The following is an 18,209-nucleotide window of genomic DNA, read 5'->3' on the forward strand; positions in this document are numbered from 1 at the left end:
GGTCAACCCCTCCTCGGGGAACCGCAGTTGGCGGATGTGGTGTCGGGATAGGCGCACAGCACGCAGCAGCCGAGCGAGGTCGGCATGCAGTAGCTGTAGGTGACCTGGCAGATGGGGCAGGTGCGGCGGGCGAGCATCGCCAGCGCGAGGGCGCCCCACTTGCGCGACGTCATCGGGCGGACGGGCTTGGCGAGGTCCTCGCGGTAGAGGTAGGCGACCATGGCGCCGGACTTGCGGCCGCGGTGGCGCAGCATCAGCTGAGCGCAGACCGGCTGACCGCCCGGACGCAGCCCCTTGGCCCGTAACTGCCGGCGGGTGGCGAGTCCGTCCGGGGCGTAGCGCCATGGGTAGGTCGGTATCCCGTAGCGGGCGCCGGTCGGGTCGTAGCACTTGCTGTAGGCGGTGGCCATCAGGCCACCGCCGTCACGCGGTTCCACGCCGCCCGCAGGCGGACTTCCGATGCCGAGTGCCCGGCCGCGCGGAAACGCTTGGCCATCTCGCGGTAGGACAGGGCAGGCGTTTCACTGGTGCGGATCTCCTCGACCAGCGCGTCAAGGGCCGCGTCACTGAGCGCGGGTGCCGCTTCCAGGGTGAGCGCGGTTACCGGCTCTGTGGGGCCCCAGACGGGGAGCTCCCAGGGTGTGACGCCGGGTGTGACGCGGCTCGTCACGCTGGTCAGTGCCCTGGATGTGTCCTCGCCCTGCCGCGCCTCCTCCAGCGTCGACCACGCCCCCGCAAGGGTCTTGGCAGTCTTGGCCTGCACCCGTGCGACGCGGGCGCCGGCCGCCGTCACGGCGGTCAGCCGGGTCTCCTCGCTGGTGGCCTCCGACCGGAGTCGGGCGCGGGCCACGGCGGCTTCGTCGCGGGCTTCCTGCTGGATGCCCCGGATCGTGTCCAGGGCCATCGGGGTCAGTGCGGTGCGCTCCCACAGCCCGTGCACCAACCACAGGGCCTTGGCTGCGATCGGCAGCCAGGCCACGGCCAGCCACGCGCCGGCGGATGTCTCAGCGGTCAGTGCGTGCGCGACCAGGACGCCAGAGGCGACCAGCCCGAAGAACCAGCCCACGGCGGTGACCACGCGGTTGTGGTCGCCCTGGGCGGCGAGGCGGCGTTCGTAGGCGAGGGTGGCCAGCCATCCGCCGTCGATGCCCAGACCGACGACCACGGCGACCAGCCAGGGCACGGCGGTGCCGAGCCACATGATGACCACGGCCAGGGTGAGCACCATGGACACCGCCGTCATCGCGACGGCGGGCAGCACGGTCTTGGTGGACTTGGTGCTCATGCCGCCGCCCCCGTTCCCGCCTGGAGGTCGCGAGCGGCGCGCAGGAACGGCACGGTGCGGGTGAGGGCGTCGGCGTACAGGGAGTCCCAGGCGGCGATCTCGTCGCCGTTCCAGGCCTGCTCGCGCAGGTCCTGCAGGACGTCGCGGGCCGCGTCCTCGCGGGCTGCACGCTCGTGGTTCGTCTCGAACTCCAGAGGGCCACGGAACAGCTCGATGTCGATGCCGAGCGCCAGTTCCGCGAACTCCGTCTCGTCGTAGGCCTCGTGACCAGCGACGAAGGTACGCATGGAACGCATGGTGGATCTCTCCTGTCAGGAATTTGGTGAAGGGACCGGGGCGGTCGCGGTCTTTGGCGAGAGGCGGCCGCCCCGTGAAGAACCGGGGGTCAGACGGTGGCGGTGATGAGCGCGGCGATGAGCAGCCACAGGTGGTGGAAGGACTGGTCAAGGGCGTAGGCGCCGGTGCCGATGTGCGGGTTGTCGTCGCGGTCGGCGCGCGGGGAACCGAGGTGGTAGAACTCGCCCTTGCCGGTCACTTTGGCCAGCCATGCCAGGGTGGTGCGGCGGTCGGCCCACCAGTGCGTGACCGCGTCGATGCCGAGACCGGCGACGACGCCGGGCACGGACACGTGCAGGTCCAGCAGCCAGACAACCGGGAGCAGGACGATCAGCTTGGTGGCGGTGAGGGTGGCGACGTGCCGGGCGTCGGCGAGACGGCCGACCCAGCCGGGGCGGCCCTTGTGCGCGGACTGGTGAGACGTCTGCACCCAGTGGTCGCCCACGCTGTGGGCGACGTACAGGGCCACGAACACGGCGGCGAAGGTTCCGGCGGTCATGGCGGTCACCGGTTCTCGTCGCGGGACTGCACGAGCTGGATGGCCAGGCGCGGGAAGTCGGCGACGCTGTCGAGGTGCGCGAACGTCACGCCGTGGGTCTGGGCCGCCTGGAGCATGTCCCGCAGGACCGAGGCGGCGTCGGCCACCTGAGCGGCGGTCGGCCGGTGGGCGGGGGCGTACTGGGCGGCGGCGGAGGCGATGCGGTGGGCGATGTAGTCGAGGTCGTGCTGATTCACGGATCTACTCCTGCTGTCGAAGGGCATGACGGCGGGGCGGTCGCGGTCCTTGGCGAGAGACGACCACCCCGGGAAGAGGCGAGAGGTGCGGGGCGGGGGCTAGCTGGTCTGGACGTAGCCGCTGGTCACCCGGCGGCGGACGTTCAGGTGCGCTGCACCGGTGACGCGCACGTTGCCCGAGGTGGCGCCGACCGTGAGACGGCCGGTGGCCTGCGGGGTCGCGGCCATCCGGACGTTGCCGGAGGTGACGTTCAGTCGCGCGTCGGTGCCGCTGTAGGCGCCGATGCCGAGGTTTCCGGAGGTGAGGTTCACGTCCAGCGAGCCGGTCACGTCGCCGATGATGACGCTGCCGCTGGTGACCGTGGCGTCCAGGTCGCCAACGCGCTCAGCGGTCAGGGCGCCGGAGGTGCCGTCGTACTCCAGCCGCGCCAACTCACCCGTGACGATGGTCTGTGCGGTGCGCGTGCTGATCAGCGTCATGGACCCGGCGGGTAGGTGGATTTCGGCGGTGATCGGCGTCACCACGTCGCCGGTCGGGCCGGTGGCGGTGACCTCACGGCCGTTGATGAAGACCTTGCCGTCACCGTGGCCGGTGACGTGCACGTTGCCGTTGATGATCTGCACGCCGCTGCCGCCGGAGAACGTCATGGTGTTGCCGCCCACGCTGATCGTGGTGCCGGCGACGTCGGGGACGCGGACCTTCAGGTTGTGCCCGCGGAGGCTGACGGCGGTGTCGCGGATCGCGTCCGCCGACGGGCCCGACGTGGCGTCCGTCTTCAGCACCATGTGCGCTTGCTTCAGCATCGGGTCGACGACGACGCGAATCGTGCCGGTGTTCATCGTCAGGTCCAGGGCGATCGGGCCGAAGGTGTCCACGGGGATCGTGCGTTCGGTCATGGCGAACTCCAGGAAGTCGACGGGACGTGCGAAGTACCGGGGCGGTCGCAGGTCCTTGGCGAGAGGCGACCGCCCCGCAGGCCGCAGCGCGGTGCGCCGTGAAGCCAGAGGTAGGACCGGGCTTCGCCGGTGCGCCGTTGCCACGGAGCACCGGTCCCGAGCCGGTAATCGGGTGCGTCATCGTCACTGCTCTGACGCCAGCAGGCGGCCTGCACGAATCGATGCAGGATGGCGTGCCGCCGACGACTTCACCCGGTCGTCGCGGGGGCGGTCTCACTCTTGCCGCCACATGCGTTGGGGCCCCGCTGCACTTCCCCACACCCGAGATCGGGTGGCGCCTGCCAGGCGCGTAGGGGGAGAGCTTCGTCCATCGCGGCGGTTTGCCCCCGGACCCTCGCCCTAGGCACCTGCCGTGACCGCCGCTCTCGCGTCAGCCCCGCACGATCGCTGTTCAGTTTTCAAGCACATGCGGCCTGAGCCGCTTTCGCTGAGGTGTTGCGCTCAGCAGATGCAGTACCTGTTTTACAGGTACTGCACAGGGGTCCGTCAAGTACGGCGACGGAACCTCTTGGTTTTGCGCCGGGACTTCTTGGCGCACAATCAGAATCGCCCCAGGTCAGGGGAGTTGGTCACCCCGTACATGGACAGCTCTGAACCATCTGGCTATCGTCAAGAAGTCCCTAGAAGTCCACGCGGGGGTGACGGTGTCCAACGAACGGTTGAGGGCTGCCCTGTTAGCTCGCGGCATGACGATCCAGGACTTGGCCAGTGAGATCGGGGTGATCCCCAAGACCATCGAGCGCTGGGTCACGCAAGGCAAGGTGCCGTACCGGCGCCACCAGTACGCAACGGCAGCAGCACTCCAAGTCGACGTGACGCTGCTGTGGAATGACTCCCGAACTCAGGAGTCCGCAACTGACCTGAGCAAAGCGGAGATCGTCACGGTCTACCCGCATCGGCACGTCGTACCGACCGACCTGTGGCGAGAGATGTGCGAACGCGCCGAGGAGCGCATCGACATACTCGTCTACGCGGGCATCGGTCTTGCGGAAGACCCACGCTTCCTGTCGGTCCTCAAGGCGAAGTCAAAGAGCTTCGCGATCCGTGTCCTGATGGGCGATCCTGCGTGCGAGGCCGTCAGCCAACGCGGTATCGACGAAGGCCACCGCATCATGGACGGAAAGATCCGCAACGCTCTGGGCAACTACCGTCCTCTGTTCACCAGCCACCCTGAGATCGCGTTCCGCCTGCACGACACCGTGCTCTACAACTCGATCTACCGTGCGGATGACGAGATGCTCGTCAACACGCATGTGTACGGCATCGGTGCCTACATGGCTCCGGTATTTCACCTGCGGCGGCTCCCCGGGAGCGGGCTTTTCGACACCTTCGCCAACAGCGTTCACCAGACCTGGGAAGGTGCGAGGCCGGTGACTGAAAACGACATCACAGGAGCATGAGGCATGGGACGCATCGACTACCTGCACGATCCCGACGCCCCGCCGGCCAACTCGGTCGTGCCTTCCGTCGTCGCGTTTGTGCAGAACGACGCGGGACATGTGCTGATGATCCAGCGGTCCGACAATGGGCGCTGGGCACTGCCCGGCGGCGGGCACGACGTGGGGGAGTCCATCAGCGACACCGTGGTGCGCGAAGTCTGGGAAGAGACTGGTATCAAGGCCGAAGTCGTCGACATGTCCGGGATCTACACCGACCCTGGTCACGTGATGCAGTACGACGACGGCGAGATCCGGCAGCAGTTCAGTATCTGCTTCCGCGCGCGGCCGGTCGGCGGTGAGATGCGTACGAGCAGCGAGACAACACAGGTCCGCTGGGTTGACCCAGCGGACCTGGCGAAGCTGGACGTCCACCCCACGATGCGGCTCCGGATTGAGCACGCCATGGACCGGAAGCGGCCGACTCCCTACATCGGCTGAAGCTTGGCGGCGGCGACCCGTTCGAGCACGCGTGAGGTGCACGCGAGAATCTCAGGCTCAGCGCGGCGGATGAACGTTCCGATCAGACTGTCCGGCCCGTAGCGTCCGGCGATCTCGTTGACGCGGTCCACAGGGTTCGTCGGCGTACCGTCCGGCGTCGTGTTCATGTCGCAGTAGCAAAGAGCATCGTTCAGGTGCGCGCTCTCGCGCGGGAACTCGCCCTCCAGCTCCTCACGCAGGCCCCGGGCCTCTGCTTCCATCCACGCACAAGAATGGTGAGCCACCAGGTTCACGACGCGTTCGTTAGCCTGCGCCACGTCACGGAGGTACCGGGCACCATCGAGCGGGTGAAACCCCGTCTTTGCGAGATCCGGCGAGTAGCCGATGTCATGCAGGACGGCCGCAGCCTCCAGCAACTCGGCATCCTCCCCGAGGACCAGCGCGACGGTCCGCGCCCGTTCGGCGACGCCCAATGAGTGCTGCCACCGCCTCGGCAGCGGCTCGGCGAGCAGGGATTCAGCGAGGGGGTAGGCCCACTCCGTCAGCTCCGACAAGCTAGGAACGCTCCTCTCGATTCGGCACGGCGCGGACCGTCCGCACCTTGCCCTGTCCTGCACTCGCCAGCACGCCGGCGGCCTCCAACCTGTCCAGTGCCTTGGTCACGGTGGGTCGGGAGACTCCGAACCTGCCCATCAGGTCCGACGCGCTTAGGAAGGCTGCCCCTACCTCGAAACCCTCCGCGGGGATGAGGTCGGCGATGCGCTCGTCCAACGCCCGTTGATCAACGGGCTCACCTTCACGTACGACACGCCACCGGCCACCACGTACCGGCTCGGCGATACCGTCTTTCTGCAACACCTTGAACGCGCGAAGTGCCACCCCACGTGAGACATCGTGGTCGCGCATGAGGTCAGCGGCGGGTGGAAGGTGCGTCATCTGCGGGTTCGACTTGATCTGGGCCTTCACCACTTCCGCGACCTGCAAGTACGTATCTCGCGGACTGGCCTGCGGCACGTGGCCTCCCCTTGATTGATCCTTGCGCTTCTGCTCAATCGTGGCACGTCGGCTGGTGGTGCCATAGGTCTTGCCTCAGGCCGTAAAGCGGTGGGAAGGGCGAGGCTGTTTCCCCAGGCGGCCCGACCGTGACGTGTTCCGGAGAAACGGCAGGTCGCAGGCGGTGAAGGGAGTCCGTTGGCGAGGTGCGCGGATTGCGCGGAAGGCGCACCGTGTCACTTTGCAGCAACCCGTATAACCATGCGGAGGCCTTCACCCGATTGGGGTACATGCTCGCCGGTGAAGAGGCCGGTAGATATGACCCTTCTGCGGCATGGCCAGGATGGTGTCTGCTGATGAATGATGCCGTTGCGGAGAACTCCGCCCGCCGTCGCGAGCGCCAGGCGGAGCCTCCAGCCACCCGCGACGGCCCCGCCCCCCTATGGGCGGGGCCGTTGCCAGGTCAGGCGGCCAGCAGATCCCACAGCACCCTAAGTGCCTGGATCACCAGTGGCCCCCATTGACGTGCAGCTTTCACTGCCTTCCTGGCGGGTTCGCGGGGGTCCTTCCGGTCGCACCCCTCAGGGTCAGCCATCGGGACCTCCTATCGGGCCCAGCGTTCGTGGGCTCCCGGGAGGACCGCGTGCTGTGCGCCGAAGTGACTCTGAGTCTGTAGAAGGCAGGCAGAGTGCAACACCCCATTAGAGTCCAATCTTGAATGGCCCGAACGGACTATGCGTAAGCGGCTGCCCACTCGTAGGAGTGAGGTGGGGACATTAAGGGTCAAATAGTCACAATGCGTCGCAAGATACTCGATTGGGGTCGGCGCGTGGTCTGTTCCGGTTGTTTGGGGTGAACTGATGGAGTGCGCCTTGGGGTGCCCCGTCTCTGCTCCTCCGTAGGTGCGGCGGACGGGCCGCAGAGGAGGCGGTTTCCCCCAGGCGTCCCCCGGGGGCGACCGGTGCTTAGGAAAGCCCTGCTCGCGGGACGGATCATCGGCCCGCTGTAAATCTGCCGGCTCAGCCTTCCCAGGTTCGAATCCTGGCGCCGCCACATGAAGGTAGACCCCCTCCGAACTGCGGAAACGCAGCGAGGAGGGGGTCTCTTCATGTTCCGGGACGATCTTCGAGCCGAATCGAAACAGGGTGACTTGTCTCACGCTGCGACGCGTGGATCCCGCGGCTGATCAGGATTCCCGGACCAGGCGCGGACCAACTTCGTGGGTGTGGTGCTGCGTTCGGCGTCGAGGGTCTCGTCATCGAGGGACAACCTCCTGAGCCCGACGCATTGATGGCCCTTCGGCCGGCGCCGGTCGTACCTGCCGGGTGAGACGCGAGTGGCTTCGGTGGCCTAGAAAATCGAACACATGATTGAATTTGGTCATGCGACCGTTCCCTGACGATCTCGCCCAGGCGCAGCAGGAGTGGAGCGCCACCTACCAGCAGCTCGCGGAGCGGCCCGGTCGTACCGAGTTGCGCCGGCGTCTGTACCGGCTGTCGACTCAGCTGTTCTTCCATCCCTATTGGCAGGATCGGCGTCCAGGTCCCGCAGCGTGGTGGGAGCTGCGCAGTCTGGGGTGGCCAGACAGGAACGCGAGTGAGCGGCTCCCTCAATGACACGCTGGGGTGCGGGGCCGCATGTCCCGGATGATCCTGAAGGCGTGTCCGGACCGATTCGCGTAACCGTGCATCCGCCGTCGTCCACAGGTGGTCGGCGGGTGCGCGTGGACGGCGAGATTCTCGGGTTGGCCCACAATGTGGTCGATGTCGCGGAGTTCCTTCGTCGAGCCGGGCTGGAGATCGACCCGGCGGAGGTGGCGGAGTCGCCGTGGATCGACTGGCGCGGAGTGGGGCCCGAGCGCTGGGGGCCGGAGTCGAGCAGCTGACACGTTGAAGGCAAGGCGCCTGGGAGAGCTGTGCGGCCGTTCGGTGCGTAGCGATTCGCCACGCCCTCAGCTTGGGAAGCTCAGCGCATCTAGGGGCTTGTTTCGGGCCTGACCTGCGACGGGGGGTCGCAGGCGCCTGGTGGACGATCAAGGGGTTCCCACTGTTCCCTGTGGTGCCCCCCACGATCTGGCCCGAGTCATTCGTCGTCGCACCTCTCCAAGGCCAGGGCTACTGAGCCTTCTTCGAGTCCGTTGTTCTCCTCCAAGCGGAGATGAGCGCCATCCGGTGTGCCGTCCCGGGCGAGTCTGGGGAGGTGGCCGGCCAGGGTCTTCAGCCCGGCAGCGTTCGCCTCGATGGCGATCTCTCCGCCCAGGTTGCGGACCTCGATGCGCGCGCCTTCCTCCCACGTGAAGACTCGGGTGACCCCATCGGTTACCGCACTCACGTGAGTGGTCATCGACGGAGCAGCGCTGGGTTCAGGGGCCATGCCCAAGGATCGCGTACTCAGGGATCGTCAGGCACCGGGGGCGAACGCTTTCCAACTGTGTTGGTAGGGACTTCGGTTGAGTGGAGGGGCGTTCACCTGCGTTCAAGAGCGATCGGCTGACGGCGCTCGGGCGGCTTCGGGTCTCGCCTGAACGGTCGTGAACGGGGCCGAACAAGACGGAAATTGAGACGAACGCAGGCCGTTGCGGAGGGCCTTACGTCTGGCGAGCTACTTCCGTCCGGGTATCCATTTCATGCCGAGCCGATAGGTCCGCGAGATCACGTCGTGGACGGCAGGGCCACCCTGCGGGGTAAACCACCCGGCAGTTCGGCGGGGAACGGGGTAAGCCCGACGGTCCTGGGCGCCCCGCCTCACGTCGCGCACTCGACGTACAACGCATGAGGAACCTCAAGGTAGTTGGCCCAGTGCCCCTCGCCATGCACCGCGACCCCCTCGTCCGAGACCCGTGGCCACACCCAGTCGACGCTGCGGAACCCCGCCTCCCGGAGTGCCTCCTCGTACGTCCGCCGCGACCACCGGTAGGGGAGGAGAGGGAACTCGTCGAAGCCGGGCACCCTCATCACCGCCGGGGCCTCTTCGCCGTCCCGGGTGGCCGGGGCGATGGTGAAGTCGATGCCGTAGTGCGTGTACCAGCCGGGCTCGACGGCGAGGTCGGGGTTGAGCGTGGCGAAGACGAACCGGCCGCCCTCCGGACGCAGGGACCGGCGCGCGGTGCGGCAGAAGCCGGTCAGGGCCTCGCGGGTGGGCGCGTAGCAGAGCACATAGACCGAGAACACCAGGTCGAAGCGGCCGTCGAGCTCGGGATCGCCCGCGGCGGGCGGGTCCGTGGCCGCACGCTCCAGGTACGTGATGTCGAGTCCCGCGGCGGCTGCGCGGCGCCGGGCGAAGTCGAGCATGCCCTCGGTGCTGTCGATCCCGGTCACGGCCGAGGCGCCGAGCTCGCGCAGTCGGCGCGCGTAGAGGCCGCTGCCGCAGCCCAGGTCCAGGACGGCCTTGCCCTCGACGTCGCCCAGCAGCCCGAACAAGGTGTGGGCCTCGACGTACTCGCGCAGCGGTAAAGCCGTGGCCATACGTTCGTACGCCTCGGCGAGTCCGTCGAAATCCGTGCCGTGGTCCTCGTCCATGGGTCTCCGTATGTTGTCAGGTGGCCCAGGCAGGCGGCCGGATCCGACGTCGTCGCCCTCACCGCCGAGGACCCCGGCTGCCACCCGTCTGGCACGCACAACACCAGCCCGCGCGGGGCACACTGATCACATGTCCAGCCGCCGTAGGAACTGCCCCGAATGCCGCCGCGAGATCGCCGTCGTCGCCGGTCGCTTCGCGCGACACGACCCGCCCGGCGCCCGCGAGAACGGCGCGCTCACCTCCTGCCCGGGCTCCCGCCGCCAAGCCCAACTGGGCGCCGCCCAACCGTCGTTGGACGGCTACGTGATCCCCGACATCCCGGGCCAGATGTCCCTGTTCTGACGACCGGTTCCCACGACTCTTCTGAGGGACGGTTCTTACGACCCTGCTCGCACATCCATACGAGCCACCAGCCCGTCCCCGTCGAACCGGTACACGTGCTCGACCGTCCCGTCCGCCCAGTGATCCCCGCCCGCGTCCCGCATCCCCTGCCGCACGTTCGCGACGACCGACGCGCCGTCCCTGTCGAGCCGCAGCCCTTCCAGCCGTACGAGGGGATGCCCGGCCGCGAACTGCCGTGCCCAGTAAGCCCGTACCGCCGCACGCCCGTGCAACCGGACCCCGTCCAGGACGTTCGGCCAGTCGACGTCCGGGGCCAGACAGTGCGGTACGAAGGCGTCGCGCCCGTCGGTCGAGAAGACCTCGTACATCCGCCGCAGCAGCTCCTCCTGCGTAGCCGGCACCCCCTCCGCGGCCACCCTCAGTTCCCGGCCACGGCCTTCACCGCCACCGACACCGGCGTCGACCCGCCGACCAGCTCCAGGGTCAGACCGGCCGTCGCCGGGGTTTCCAGCAACTCCGCCACCACGGCGGCCACATCGTCGCGCGTGACCGGGCCGCGACCCGTGCGCGCCTCGAGGCGCACGAGGCCCGTACCGGCGTCGTTCGTCAGCGCACCGGGGCGCAGGATCGTCCAGTCCAGGGCGTCGAGCCCGCGGACGTGGTCGTCGGCCTCGCCCTTGGCGCGCTGATAGACGTCGAAGACGTCGTCGCCCTCGTGCTTCGCGTCGGCGCCCATCGACGACACGACCACATGACGCCGTACGCCGGCCCGGACCGCCGCGTCCGCGAACAGCACCGCCGCACCCTTGTCCACCGTGTCCTTGCGGGCCACGCCGCTGCCCGGGCCCGCGCCCGCCGCGAAGACCGCCGCGTCCGCGCCCTGCAGATGGGCCGCGACCTCCTCGACCGAGGCCGACTCCAGATCCAGGAGCACCGGTTCCGCACCGGCCTCCCGCAGGTCGTCGCCCTGCTCGGCCTTTCGGATGATTCCCGCGACCTCGTTGTTCCCGCGCGCGGCGAGCAGCCGCTCCAGCCGCAGCGCGATCTGACCATGACCACCAGCGATGACAATGCGCATGCCTCGACCGTACGCCGGAACGGTTGTGATTGCCGGGTTCGGTTGTTGGGCGAGTGAGGTGCCGTGGTGGCTGGTCGCGCAGTTCCTCGCGCCCCTGGGTGGGTTCGGGCAGCACCCGCCCCCACCCAACCCGCCCCCGCCTACGGCAACTCCCCCCGCCCCTGCCGCGGCAGCCCCAACTCCACCGCCACCGCCGAGTCGCAGAACTCCCGCACCGCGCTCGTCCGCGCCACCACGCGCCCTCGATGCACGACGATCCGGCTGTACGCCAGCGACAGCGCCCCCGCGAGCCGATCCCCGCGCACCGCCAGCAACTCGGCCGGAAAGCCCGCCTCCACGCGCACCTCGGGCAGCCCCAGCACGGCCCGGGCGGAGGTGCTCACCGCGTCGTAGGCGTCCTCGGGACGCAGGCCGTAGCGCGAGGCCAGCAGATAGGCCGCCTCCAGCGGGTCCCCGCGGCCCACCGGGTTCGACACGTCCCGCAGCGCGCCGCTGCCGGCCGCCACCCGTACCCCGGCCGCCCGCAGCAGCCGTACCGGTGCCGTACCGCGCCGCTCCACGCCCCCGCAGCCGCCCTGCGGCAGGCACACCACGGTCACCCCGGCCGCGGCGAGCTGGTCGGCGGTGCGGGAGGCGATCTCGGAGGGCAGCCGGCCCAGGAAGCCGCACGGGCCGATGGTCACCCCGGGACGCAGTCCGCCGGCCATCGCCGCGAGGCGGGCGAGGCGGGCCGGCTCGGTGCCGTCGGTGTGCAGATCGACGGGACAGCCCTGCTCGGAGGCGACATCCAGCACCGCCTGCACATACCCCGTCGGATCGGGATCGAGGTCCGGGCAGCCGCCCACCACCGAGGCGCCCATCTTCACCGCGTCCCGCAGCATCGCGAGCCCCTCCGCCCCGGCCACCCCGGTCAGCACCCGCGGCATCGCCACCGCGGTCAGCTCGGTGAGCCCGCGCAGCGAACGCCGCGCCTGCAGTACGGCGGCCAGCGCGCCCAGCCCCTGGACGTCGCCCACGCGCACGTGTGCCCGCAGCGCGGTCGCCCCGTGTCCCAGCTGCAGCAGGGCCGCCTCGGTGACCCGGCGCTGGACGTCCTGGGGGTCGTAGGAGACCGGGCCGCCCTCGTCGGCCGACAGGGCCGTGTCGCCATGGGTGTGCGGCTCGACCGGAGCCGGGAGCAGCAGATAGCCGCTGAGGTCCACCTGCGCACCGCACGCGCGCGTGCCGTCCGCCGCCAGGCTGCCCGCCGTGCCGACCGCCTCGATGCGTCCGCCGCCCAGCCGTACGTCCACGGTCCGGCCGTCGGTCAGCCGTGCCCCGCACAGCAGGAGTGAGGTGGTGTCGGCCGGGTCCGACGGGGACGAGGAGTGGGGCGGCTGCGGCTGGCTGTCGGGCATCGCGCTCCAGGGGCTCAAGGCTCGTGGCTCGGGGCTGCGGACGGGGACGCAAGATCACGCAGAGTGAGTCGAGCCTAGGGCGGTGATCCGCTCGCGGCGGGGAGGAGCGCAATAGTCGTACCGGTGTGGTTCGTCGTACGGGAGAGGCCTCAGGGGCCGGTGGGAGGGCCCCTGGACAAGCCGCCCGACAGGCGGCCGGACAGCCCTCCGGACGGGCCGCGGACGGGCCATGGACGAGGGCCGGAAACGGATTTGGGTGAACGGCGGCCGAGCGTGTAATGTCTTCATCGCTCGCCCCAATAGCTCAGTCGGTAGAGCGTCTCCATGGTAAGGAGAAGGTCTACGGTTCGATTCCGTATTGGGGCTCTGGTGTGAGAGGTTCCCGCCGCAAGGTGGGAGCCGATCGCATCACAGCGGTGTAGCTCAGTCGGTAGAGCAAGCGGCTCATAATCGCTGTGTCACCGGTTCAAGTCCGGTCACCGCTACTGACAGTAGCCGATTGCGGGGTCGGTCCTTCGATCGGCTACTCTTTCATGCGTTAATCGTCCCATCCGTTCGTCAAGGAGCACTCCTGTGGCTGCCACCGACGTCCGCCCGAAGATCACGCTGGCCTGCGTGGAGTGCAAGGAGCGGAACTACATCACCAAGAAGAACCGGCGTAACAACCCGGACCGACTGGAGATGAAGAAGCACTGCCCGCGTTGCAACGCGCACACCGCGCACCGCGAAACGCGATAAATCAGGCTCGTACGCGAGGCCGTCCCCTGTACTCCAGGGGGCGGCCTCGCGTCGTTTCGTCACTTCAGCGAACGTTCGTTATCGACACCAGGAGGTGCCGAGCCCATGGCGCTCGACCAGTCCTTCGTGGGGCGGAGCTACCCGCCCACCGACCCCTATGAGGTGGGCCGGGAGAAGATCCGCGAGTTCGCGGAGGCCGTGGGGGACGCCAACCCGGCGTACACCGACCCGGACGCCGCCAAGGCGTTCGGCCACCCCGATGTGATCGCCCCGCCGACTTTTGTGTTCGCTATCACGTTCAAGGCCGCCGGACAGGTCGTGGCGGACCCGCAACTGGGTCTGGACTACAGCCGCGTCGTGCACGGCGACCAGAAGTTCGCCTACACCCGCCCGGTCCGCGCCGGTGACCGTCTGTCGGTCACCTCGATCATCGAGGCGATCAAGTCCATGGCGGGCAACGACATCGTGGACATCCGTGGCGAGGTTCACGACGAGGCCGGCGAGCACGTCGTGACGGCCTGGACGAAGCTGGTCGCGCGCGCGGCAGAGGGGGCGTGACGAAGATGACGGCGAAGATCGCATACGACGACATTGAGGTCGGCACCGAACTGCCCGCCCAGGCCTTTCCCGTGAGTCGCGCCACTCTCGTCCAGTACGCGGGCGCCTCCGGTGACTTCAATCCGATCCACTGGAACGAGAAGTTCGCCAAGGAGGTCGGGCTGCCGGACGTCATCGCGCACGGCATGTTCACCATGGCCGAGGCGATCCGCGTGGTGACGGACTGGGTCGGCGACCCGGCCGCCGTCGCCGAGTACGGCGTCCGCTTCACCAAGCCCGTCGTCGTCCCCAACGACGACCAGGGTGCCGTCATCGAGGTCAGCGGCAAGGTCGCGGCCAAGCTCGACGACAACACGGTCCGCGTGGACCTCACGGCGACCAGCGCCGGGCAGAAGGTGCTGGGGATGTCCCGGGCGGTCGTACGACTGGCCTGACCTGCGGGTGAAGTAAGGGGCGCTCTCCATGGCGGGGCGCCCCTTACTCGTTCTCCGGCGCACCCTCTTGACGTAGTTAGTAATTGAGTACTAACTTACTGGACATGGTCAGGATGAGCGCAGAGGAGAGGCGCGAGAGCGTGATCCGCGCGGCGACGATCGAGTTCGCCCGCGGTGGTTACCACGGCACGTCGACCGAGGTGATCGCCAAGCGGGTCGGGGTCTCGCAGCCGTACCTCTTCCGGCTCTTCCCCGGCAAGAAGGCGATCTTCCTGGCGGCCGCCCAGCGGTGCATGGAGGACACGATCCAGACGTTCGCCGAGGCGGCCGAGGGCCTGGAGGGCGAAGAGGCCCTGCATTCCATGGCGAACGCGTACACCAAGGTCATCGCGGAGCAGCCGGAGCTGCTGATGATGCAGATGCAGACGTACGTCGCGGTGGCGGCCGCCGAGCAGGAGGGCGACCCCGAGTTCGGCACGGTGGTGCGCGACGGCTGGATGCGGCTGTGGGACACGGTCCACCCGCCGCTGGGTGCCGACATCGACGACACGACGACTTTCCTGGCGTACGGCATGCTCGTCAACTGTCTGGTCGCCATGGGGTTTCCGCCCGGGCACCGGGTGTGGGAAGGGCTCTATCCGTCGGCGCGGATCAAGGGCCGGCTGGAGCACTGAGCGGTACGGGCGTCATCGACGCCTTTTTTCTTGAGCGCGAAAGTTAGTAATCAATAACTATCCAGAAAGCTCTGGGGGAGCGATGTCACAGTCAGCCGTACAGAAGACACCACGTGGGGGAGCCGTCTGGGCTCTCGTCATCACCAGCGTCGCCGGGTTCATGGCGGCCCTCGACAACCTCGTCGTCACCACCGCCCTGCCCTCCATCCGCGAGGACCTCGGCGGCGGACTGCACGACCTGGAGTGGACGGTGAGCGCCTACACCCTCACCTTCGCCGTTCTGCTGATGTTCGGCGCGGCCCTGGGCGACCGCTTCGGCCGGCGTCGGCTCTTCCTCGCCGGACTGACGGTCTTCACCGGGGCGTCCGCCGCTGCGGCGCTGGCCCCCGGCATCGACAGCCTCATCGTGGCCCGCGCGGTCCAGGGTGTGGGCGCGGCCGTCATGATGCCGCTGACCCTCACCCTCCTGACGGCGGCCGTGCCGGCGGCGAAGCGCGGGATGGCGTACGGCATCTGGGGCGCCGTCAACGGACTGGCGGTGGCCTCCGGCCCTCTCATCGGCGGCAGCCTGACCGAACACATCTCCTGGCAGTGGATCTTCTGGCTGAACGTTCCGCTGGGCGTGGCCCTGCTGCCCCTCGCCCGTCTGCGCCTCGCGGAGTCCTACGGCACCGGCGCGCCCCTCGACATCCCCGGCACCCTTCTCGCCAGCGGCGGCCTCTTCGGCATCGTCTACGGCCTGGTGCGCGGCCCCGCGGACGGCTGGACGGACAACCTGGTCCTGACGTCCCTGTTCGCCGGTGCGGCGCTCCTCGTCGGCTTCGTCCTCTACAGCGCCCGTGCCAAGAACCCCATGCTGCCGATGCGGCTGTTCCGCTCCCGGGCCTTCGCCGGCATCAACGCGGCCAGCCTTCTGATGTTCCTCGGCATGTTCGGGTCGATCTTCCTGCTCAGTCAGTACATGCAGGGTGTTCTCGGGTACTCGCCCACCGAGGCGGGGCTGCGGATGCTGCCCTGGACCGGTATGCCGATGCTGGTCGCGCCGATCGCGGGCATCCTCTCCGACCGCATAGGCGGCCGGCCGGTCGTCGCCACCGGCCTCTTCCTCCAGGCGGCGGGCCTCGCCTACCTGGCATACGTCATCACGGTGGACGCCTCCTACTCGATCCAGCTGCCCGGCCTGATCATCAGCGGCATCGGCATGGCTCTCTTCTTCGCTCCCGCCTCCAACCTGGTCATGTCCAGCGTGCGTGGGTCCGAACAGGGTGTCGCGTCCGGTGCGAACAACGCTCTTCGCGAGGTCGGTGGGGCCCTCGGTATCGCGATCATGGGGTCGATCTTCTCCGCCCAGGGTGGCTACGAGACGGGCCAGACCTTCGTGGACGGCCTGCGACCCGCGCTGGTGACGGGGGCGGCGGTGGTGGGGCTCGCGGGTGTCGCGGCTCTGCTGATCCCGTCGAGGCGGTCCGTGCGGGTTGCGGTGGGTACGGCGACGGAGGAGCGGGCGCCGGTCCTGGAGAGCGTCGCCGGCTGACCTCGACACCACGAGACGGCTCTGCCCTGCGGGGCGGGGCCGTCTCGCGTGTGCCCCATCGCGGTGGCGCGCCTGGGACGTCTTTCGCCCCCGCCGCCCTTACCCGTCCCATCCTCCAGGGGCGCTGCCCCTTCGACCCCGGTTCCTGCGGGCTGCGCCCCCAGACCCCCGTCGGCCCTTAATGGGCCTCGTCCTCAAACGCCGGACGGGCTGAAAGATGCCGGCTGGCGTTGGGAGGCGGAGCCGCCTACGGGTGGGTGGGGGATCGGGATGGCAGGCCCTCGTCCTCGAACGTTGGACGGGCTGCAAGATGGTGAGCCCCGCCCTCTGCACCGGACCGGTCGGCCCGCGCCGCACGGACCGCCGTAGAGCCGCTTCCTGCGACCCCAGGCGGGGCACCACCCGCACCGGCGCAACGGCGAGAAGGGGACGTACCGGGGGTGTCCGCCCGCAGCGTCGGGCGACCGACCAACGGCACAGCCCCAGCACACAGCACCGCCCGACCGAGGACGGACACCCCCCGGTGCGGCACCGACCCCACGACGGCGAGTAGTGCGCGACGCACGCCCCCACCGAACCCGCACGGGCCGCCGCAGGCATCCGACCACTCGCCGTCAGAGGCGTCTCGTACTCTTGAGCCCGTGCAGGAACGACACCACGCCCCCCTCGCCCCGCTGACCACCTTCCGCCTGGGCGGGCCCGCCGCTCGGCTGATCACGGCGACCACCGACGCCGAGGTGATCGCGGCCGTGCGCGAGGCCGACGAGAGCGGTACGCCGCTCCTGCTCATCGGCGGCGGATCGAACCTCGTCATCGGCGACAAGGGCTTCGACGGCACCGCCCTGGTCATCGCGACCAAGGGCTTCGAGCTCACCGGCACCCGCCTCGAACTCGCCGCCGGCGAGGTCTGGACCGACGCCGTCGCCCGCACCGTGGAGGCAGGACTCGCCGGCATCGAGTGCCTCGCCGGCATCCCCGGATCCGCGGGCGCGACCCCGATCCAGAACGTCGGTGCCTACGGCCAGGAGGTCTCCGCCACGATCACCGAGGTGATCGCCTACGACCGCCGGACCCGCGAAGCGGTCACCGTCAGCAACGCCGGCTGCGGCTTCTCCTACCGCCACAGCCGCTTCAAGGCCGACCCCGAGCGATACGTCGTCCTGCGCGTCGCCTTCGAGCTGGAGGACGCCGACGGCCTCTCGGCGCCGATCAAGTACGCCGAGACCGCCCGCGCCCTCGGCGTGGAACCCGGCGACCGCGTCCCCCTCACCGCCGCCCGCGAGACCGTACTGAAGCTGCGCGCGGGCAAGGGCATGGTGCTGGACCCGGAGGACCACGACACCTGGTCGGCGGGCTCCTTCTTCACCAACCCGATCCTCACCGACGAGCAGTTCACCGCGTTCCACGCGCGCGTGAAGACCCACCTCGGCGACACCGCCGAGCCGCCCGCCTACCCGGCCGGGGAGGGTCACACCAAGACCTCCGCGGCCTGGCTCATCGACAAGGCGGGCTTCACCAAGGGCTACGGCAGCGGCCCCGCCCGCATCTCCACGAAGCACACCCTCGCCCTCACCAACCGCGGCGAGGCCACCACGGAGGACCTCCTCACCCTGGCCCGCGAGGTCGTCGCCGGCGTCCACAAGACCTTCGGCATCACGCTGGTCAACGAGCCGGTGACGGTCGGCGTCAACCTGTAGTCGGTCCGCCCCTCCGGGAATCTCCGTTGCGGAGCACCCCGCCCACCCCCGACCC

The 18,209-nt window shown here is 69.1% G+C and carries 23 protein-coding genes, 2 tRNA genes and 1 pseudogene; 13 read left to right on the top strand and 13 right to left on the bottom strand.

Features of this window, described 5'->3' with window-relative positions; translation table 11 throughout:
* Positions 1-2 precede the first annotated feature (2 nt).
* From OHU89_RS29585 to OHU89_RS29610, 6 genes are all read right to left on the bottom strand, one after another.
* Positions 3-410, bottom strand: a complete 408-nt coding sequence (locus OHU89_RS29585) for an RRQRL motif-containing zinc-binding protein (RefSeq protein ID WP_405647291.1) — start codon at positions 408-410, stop codon at positions 3-5.
* Positions 410-1,285: a protein spdB gene (locus OHU89_RS29590; protein WP_405647293.1), complete on the bottom strand. Its 876-nt coding sequence runs from the start codon at positions 1,283-1,285 to the stop codon at positions 410-412. The genes OHU89_RS29585 and OHU89_RS29590 overlap by 1 nt, the downstream gene beginning before the upstream one ends.
* Complete coding sequence (locus OHU89_RS29595; RefSeq protein WP_405647295.1) at positions 1,282-1,572, bottom strand: hypothetical protein; 291 nt, start codon at positions 1,570-1,572, stop codon at positions 1,282-1,284. Before OHU89_RS29595 ends, OHU89_RS29590 begins: the two co-directional genes overlap by 4 nt.
* Before the next feature lie 98 nt (positions 1,573-1,670).
* Positions 1,671-2,120: a transcriptional regulator gene (locus OHU89_RS29600; protein WP_405647297.1), complete on the bottom strand. Its 450-nt coding sequence runs from the start codon at positions 2,118-2,120 to the stop codon at positions 1,671-1,673.
* Positions 2,121-2,125: 5 nt separating this feature from the next.
* Positions 2,126-2,356, bottom strand: a complete 231-nt coding sequence (locus OHU89_RS29605) for a hypothetical protein (protein WP_405647299.1) — start codon at positions 2,354-2,356, stop codon at positions 2,126-2,128.
* A gap of 99 nt (positions 2,357-2,455) precedes the next feature.
* Entirely contained in the window at positions 2,456-3,253 is a 798-nt protein-coding gene (locus OHU89_RS29610; protein WP_405647301.1) for a DUF4097 family beta strand repeat-containing protein, read from the bottom strand.
* A 746-nt stretch (positions 3,254-3,999) separates the two neighbouring features.
* On the opposite strand from OHU89_RS29610, the gene OHU89_RS29615 reads away from it, so the two are divergent.
* Together OHU89_RS29615 and OHU89_RS29620 are read left to right on the top strand one after the other, a co-directional pair.
* The gene (locus OHU89_RS29615; protein WP_405647303.1) at positions 4,000-4,713 is read left to right on the top strand and encodes an XRE family transcriptional regulator; all 714 of its coding nucleotides are present in this window, start codon (positions 4,000-4,002) and stop codon (positions 4,711-4,713) included.
* A gap of 3 nt (positions 4,714-4,716) precedes the next feature.
* Complete coding sequence (locus tag OHU89_RS29620) at positions 4,717-5,190, top strand: NUDIX domain-containing protein (RefSeq protein ID WP_405647305.1); 474 nt, start codon at positions 4,717-4,719, stop codon at positions 5,188-5,190.
* On the opposite strand, the gene OHU89_RS29625 is transcribed toward OHU89_RS29620, so the two are convergent.
* Complete coding sequence (locus OHU89_RS29625) at positions 5,178-5,744, bottom strand: HD domain-containing protein (protein ID WP_405647308.1); 567 nt, start codon at positions 5,742-5,744, stop codon at positions 5,178-5,180. The two genes, OHU89_RS29620 and OHU89_RS29625, sit on opposite strands and share 13 nt — an antisense overlap.
* Position 5,745: 1 nt before the next feature.
* The gene (locus OHU89_RS29630) at positions 5,746-6,204 is read right to left on the bottom strand and encodes a GntR family transcriptional regulator (RefSeq protein WP_405647310.1); all 459 of its coding nucleotides are present in this window, start codon (positions 6,202-6,204) and stop codon (positions 5,746-5,748) included.
* A 1,361-nt stretch (positions 6,205-7,565) separates the two neighbouring features.
* On the opposite strand from OHU89_RS29630, the gene OHU89_RS29635 reads away from it, so the two are divergent.
* Positions 7,566-7,799: a hypothetical protein gene (locus tag OHU89_RS29635; protein ID WP_405647313.1), complete on the top strand. Its 234-nt coding sequence runs from the start codon at positions 7,566-7,568 to the stop codon at positions 7,797-7,799.
* A 44-nt stretch (positions 7,800-7,843) separates the two neighbouring features.
* Entirely contained in the window at positions 7,844-8,068 is a 225-nt protein-coding gene (locus OHU89_RS29640; RefSeq protein WP_405647314.1) for a hypothetical protein, read from the top strand.
* A 197-nt stretch (positions 8,069-8,265) separates the two neighbouring features.
* Here the strand turns inward: OHU89_RS29640 and OHU89_RS29645 are convergent, their stop codons facing one another.
* Together OHU89_RS29645 and OHU89_RS29650 are read right to left on the bottom strand one after the other, a co-directional pair.
* A complete protein-coding gene (locus tag OHU89_RS29645) occupies positions 8,266-8,526 on the bottom strand; it encodes a hypothetical protein (protein WP_405647316.1) in 261 nt (86 codons plus the stop codon).
* A gap of 401 nt (positions 8,527-8,927) precedes the next feature.
* Positions 8,928-9,701: a class I SAM-dependent methyltransferase gene (locus tag OHU89_RS29650; protein ID WP_405647319.1), complete on the bottom strand. Its 774-nt coding sequence runs from the start codon at positions 9,699-9,701 to the stop codon at positions 8,928-8,930.
* A 130-nt stretch (positions 9,702-9,831) separates the two neighbouring features.
* On the opposite strand from OHU89_RS29650, the gene OHU89_RS29655 reads away from it, so the two are divergent.
* On the top strand, positions 9,832-10,044 hold the full coding sequence (locus OHU89_RS29655; protein ID WP_405647321.1) for a hypothetical protein: 213 nt from the start codon (positions 9,832-9,834) through the stop codon (positions 10,042-10,044).
* A gap of 35 nt (positions 10,045-10,079) precedes the next feature.
* Here the strand turns inward: OHU89_RS29655 and OHU89_RS29660 are convergent, their stop codons facing one another.
* From OHU89_RS29660 to OHU89_RS29670, 3 genes are all read right to left on the bottom strand, one after another.
* The gene (locus tag OHU89_RS29660) at positions 10,080-10,445 is read right to left on the bottom strand and encodes a nuclear transport factor 2 family protein (protein ID WP_405647324.1); all 366 of its coding nucleotides are present in this window, start codon (positions 10,443-10,445) and stop codon (positions 10,080-10,082) included.
* Between the two features lie 17 nt (positions 10,446-10,462).
* Positions 10,463-11,122 carry an NAD(P)H-binding protein gene (locus OHU89_RS29665; protein WP_405647327.1) on the bottom strand — a complete coding sequence of 220 codons (660 nt, stop codon included), beginning with the start codon at positions 11,120-11,122 and terminating at the stop codon, positions 10,463-10,465.
* A gap of 140 nt (positions 11,123-11,262) precedes the next feature.
* Positions 11,263-12,519 carry an amidohydrolase family protein gene (locus OHU89_RS29670; RefSeq protein WP_405647330.1) on the bottom strand — a complete coding sequence of 419 codons (1,257 nt, stop codon included), beginning with the start codon at positions 12,517-12,519 and terminating at the stop codon, positions 11,263-11,265.
* A 293-nt stretch (positions 12,520-12,812) separates the two neighbouring features.
* Between OHU89_RS29670 and OHU89_RS29675 the strand changes: the two genes are divergently transcribed.
* From OHU89_RS29675 to OHU89_RS29710, 8 genes and pseudogenes are all read left to right on the top strand, one after another.
* Positions 12,813-12,885, top strand: a tRNA-Thr gene (locus OHU89_RS29675).
* A 46-nt stretch (positions 12,886-12,931) separates the two neighbouring features.
* Positions 12,932-13,004: transfer RNA gene (locus tag OHU89_RS29680), tRNA-Met, on the top strand.
* An 88-nt stretch (positions 13,005-13,092) separates the two neighbouring features.
* On the top strand, positions 13,093-13,257 hold the full coding sequence (gene rpmG, locus OHU89_RS29685) for a 50S ribosomal protein L33 (protein WP_003948671.1): 165 nt from the start codon (positions 13,093-13,095) through the stop codon (positions 13,255-13,257).
* Positions 13,258-13,362: 105 nt separating this feature from the next.
* Entirely contained in the window at positions 13,363-13,815 is a 453-nt protein-coding gene (locus tag OHU89_RS29690) for a MaoC family dehydratase N-terminal domain-containing protein (protein ID WP_405647333.1), read from the top strand.
* A 5-nt stretch (positions 13,816-13,820) separates the two neighbouring features.
* The gene (locus OHU89_RS29695) at positions 13,821-14,249 is read left to right on the top strand and encodes a MaoC family dehydratase (protein WP_405654698.1); all 429 of its coding nucleotides are present in this window, start codon (positions 13,821-13,823) and stop codon (positions 14,247-14,249) included.
* A gap of 104 nt (positions 14,250-14,353) precedes the next feature.
* Positions 14,354-14,923 (top strand): TetR/AcrR family transcriptional regulator, encoded by a 570-nt coding sequence (locus OHU89_RS29700; protein ID WP_405647336.1) that lies wholly within the window; start codon positions 14,354-14,356, stop codon positions 14,921-14,923.
* Between the two features lie 82 nt (positions 14,924-15,005).
* Positions 15,006-16,457 carry a DHA2 family efflux MFS transporter permease subunit gene (locus tag OHU89_RS29705; RefSeq protein ID WP_405647338.1) on the top strand — a complete coding sequence of 484 codons (1,452 nt, stop codon included), beginning with the start codon at positions 15,006-15,008 and terminating at the stop codon, positions 16,455-16,457.
* 623 nt (positions 16,458-17,080) lie between these two features.
* Positions 17,081-18,154: pseudogene (locus OHU89_RS29710) on the top strand (UDP-N-acetylmuramate dehydrogenase); the annotation flags it as partial.
* Positions 18,155-18,209: the final 55 nt, after the last annotated feature.

The sequence above is a fragment of the Streptomyces sp. NBC_00019 genome (genome assembly GCF_045041015.1).
In the GTDB taxonomy this organism is placed as follows: Bacteria; Actinomycetota; Actinomycetes; order Streptomycetales; family Streptomycetaceae; genus Streptomyces.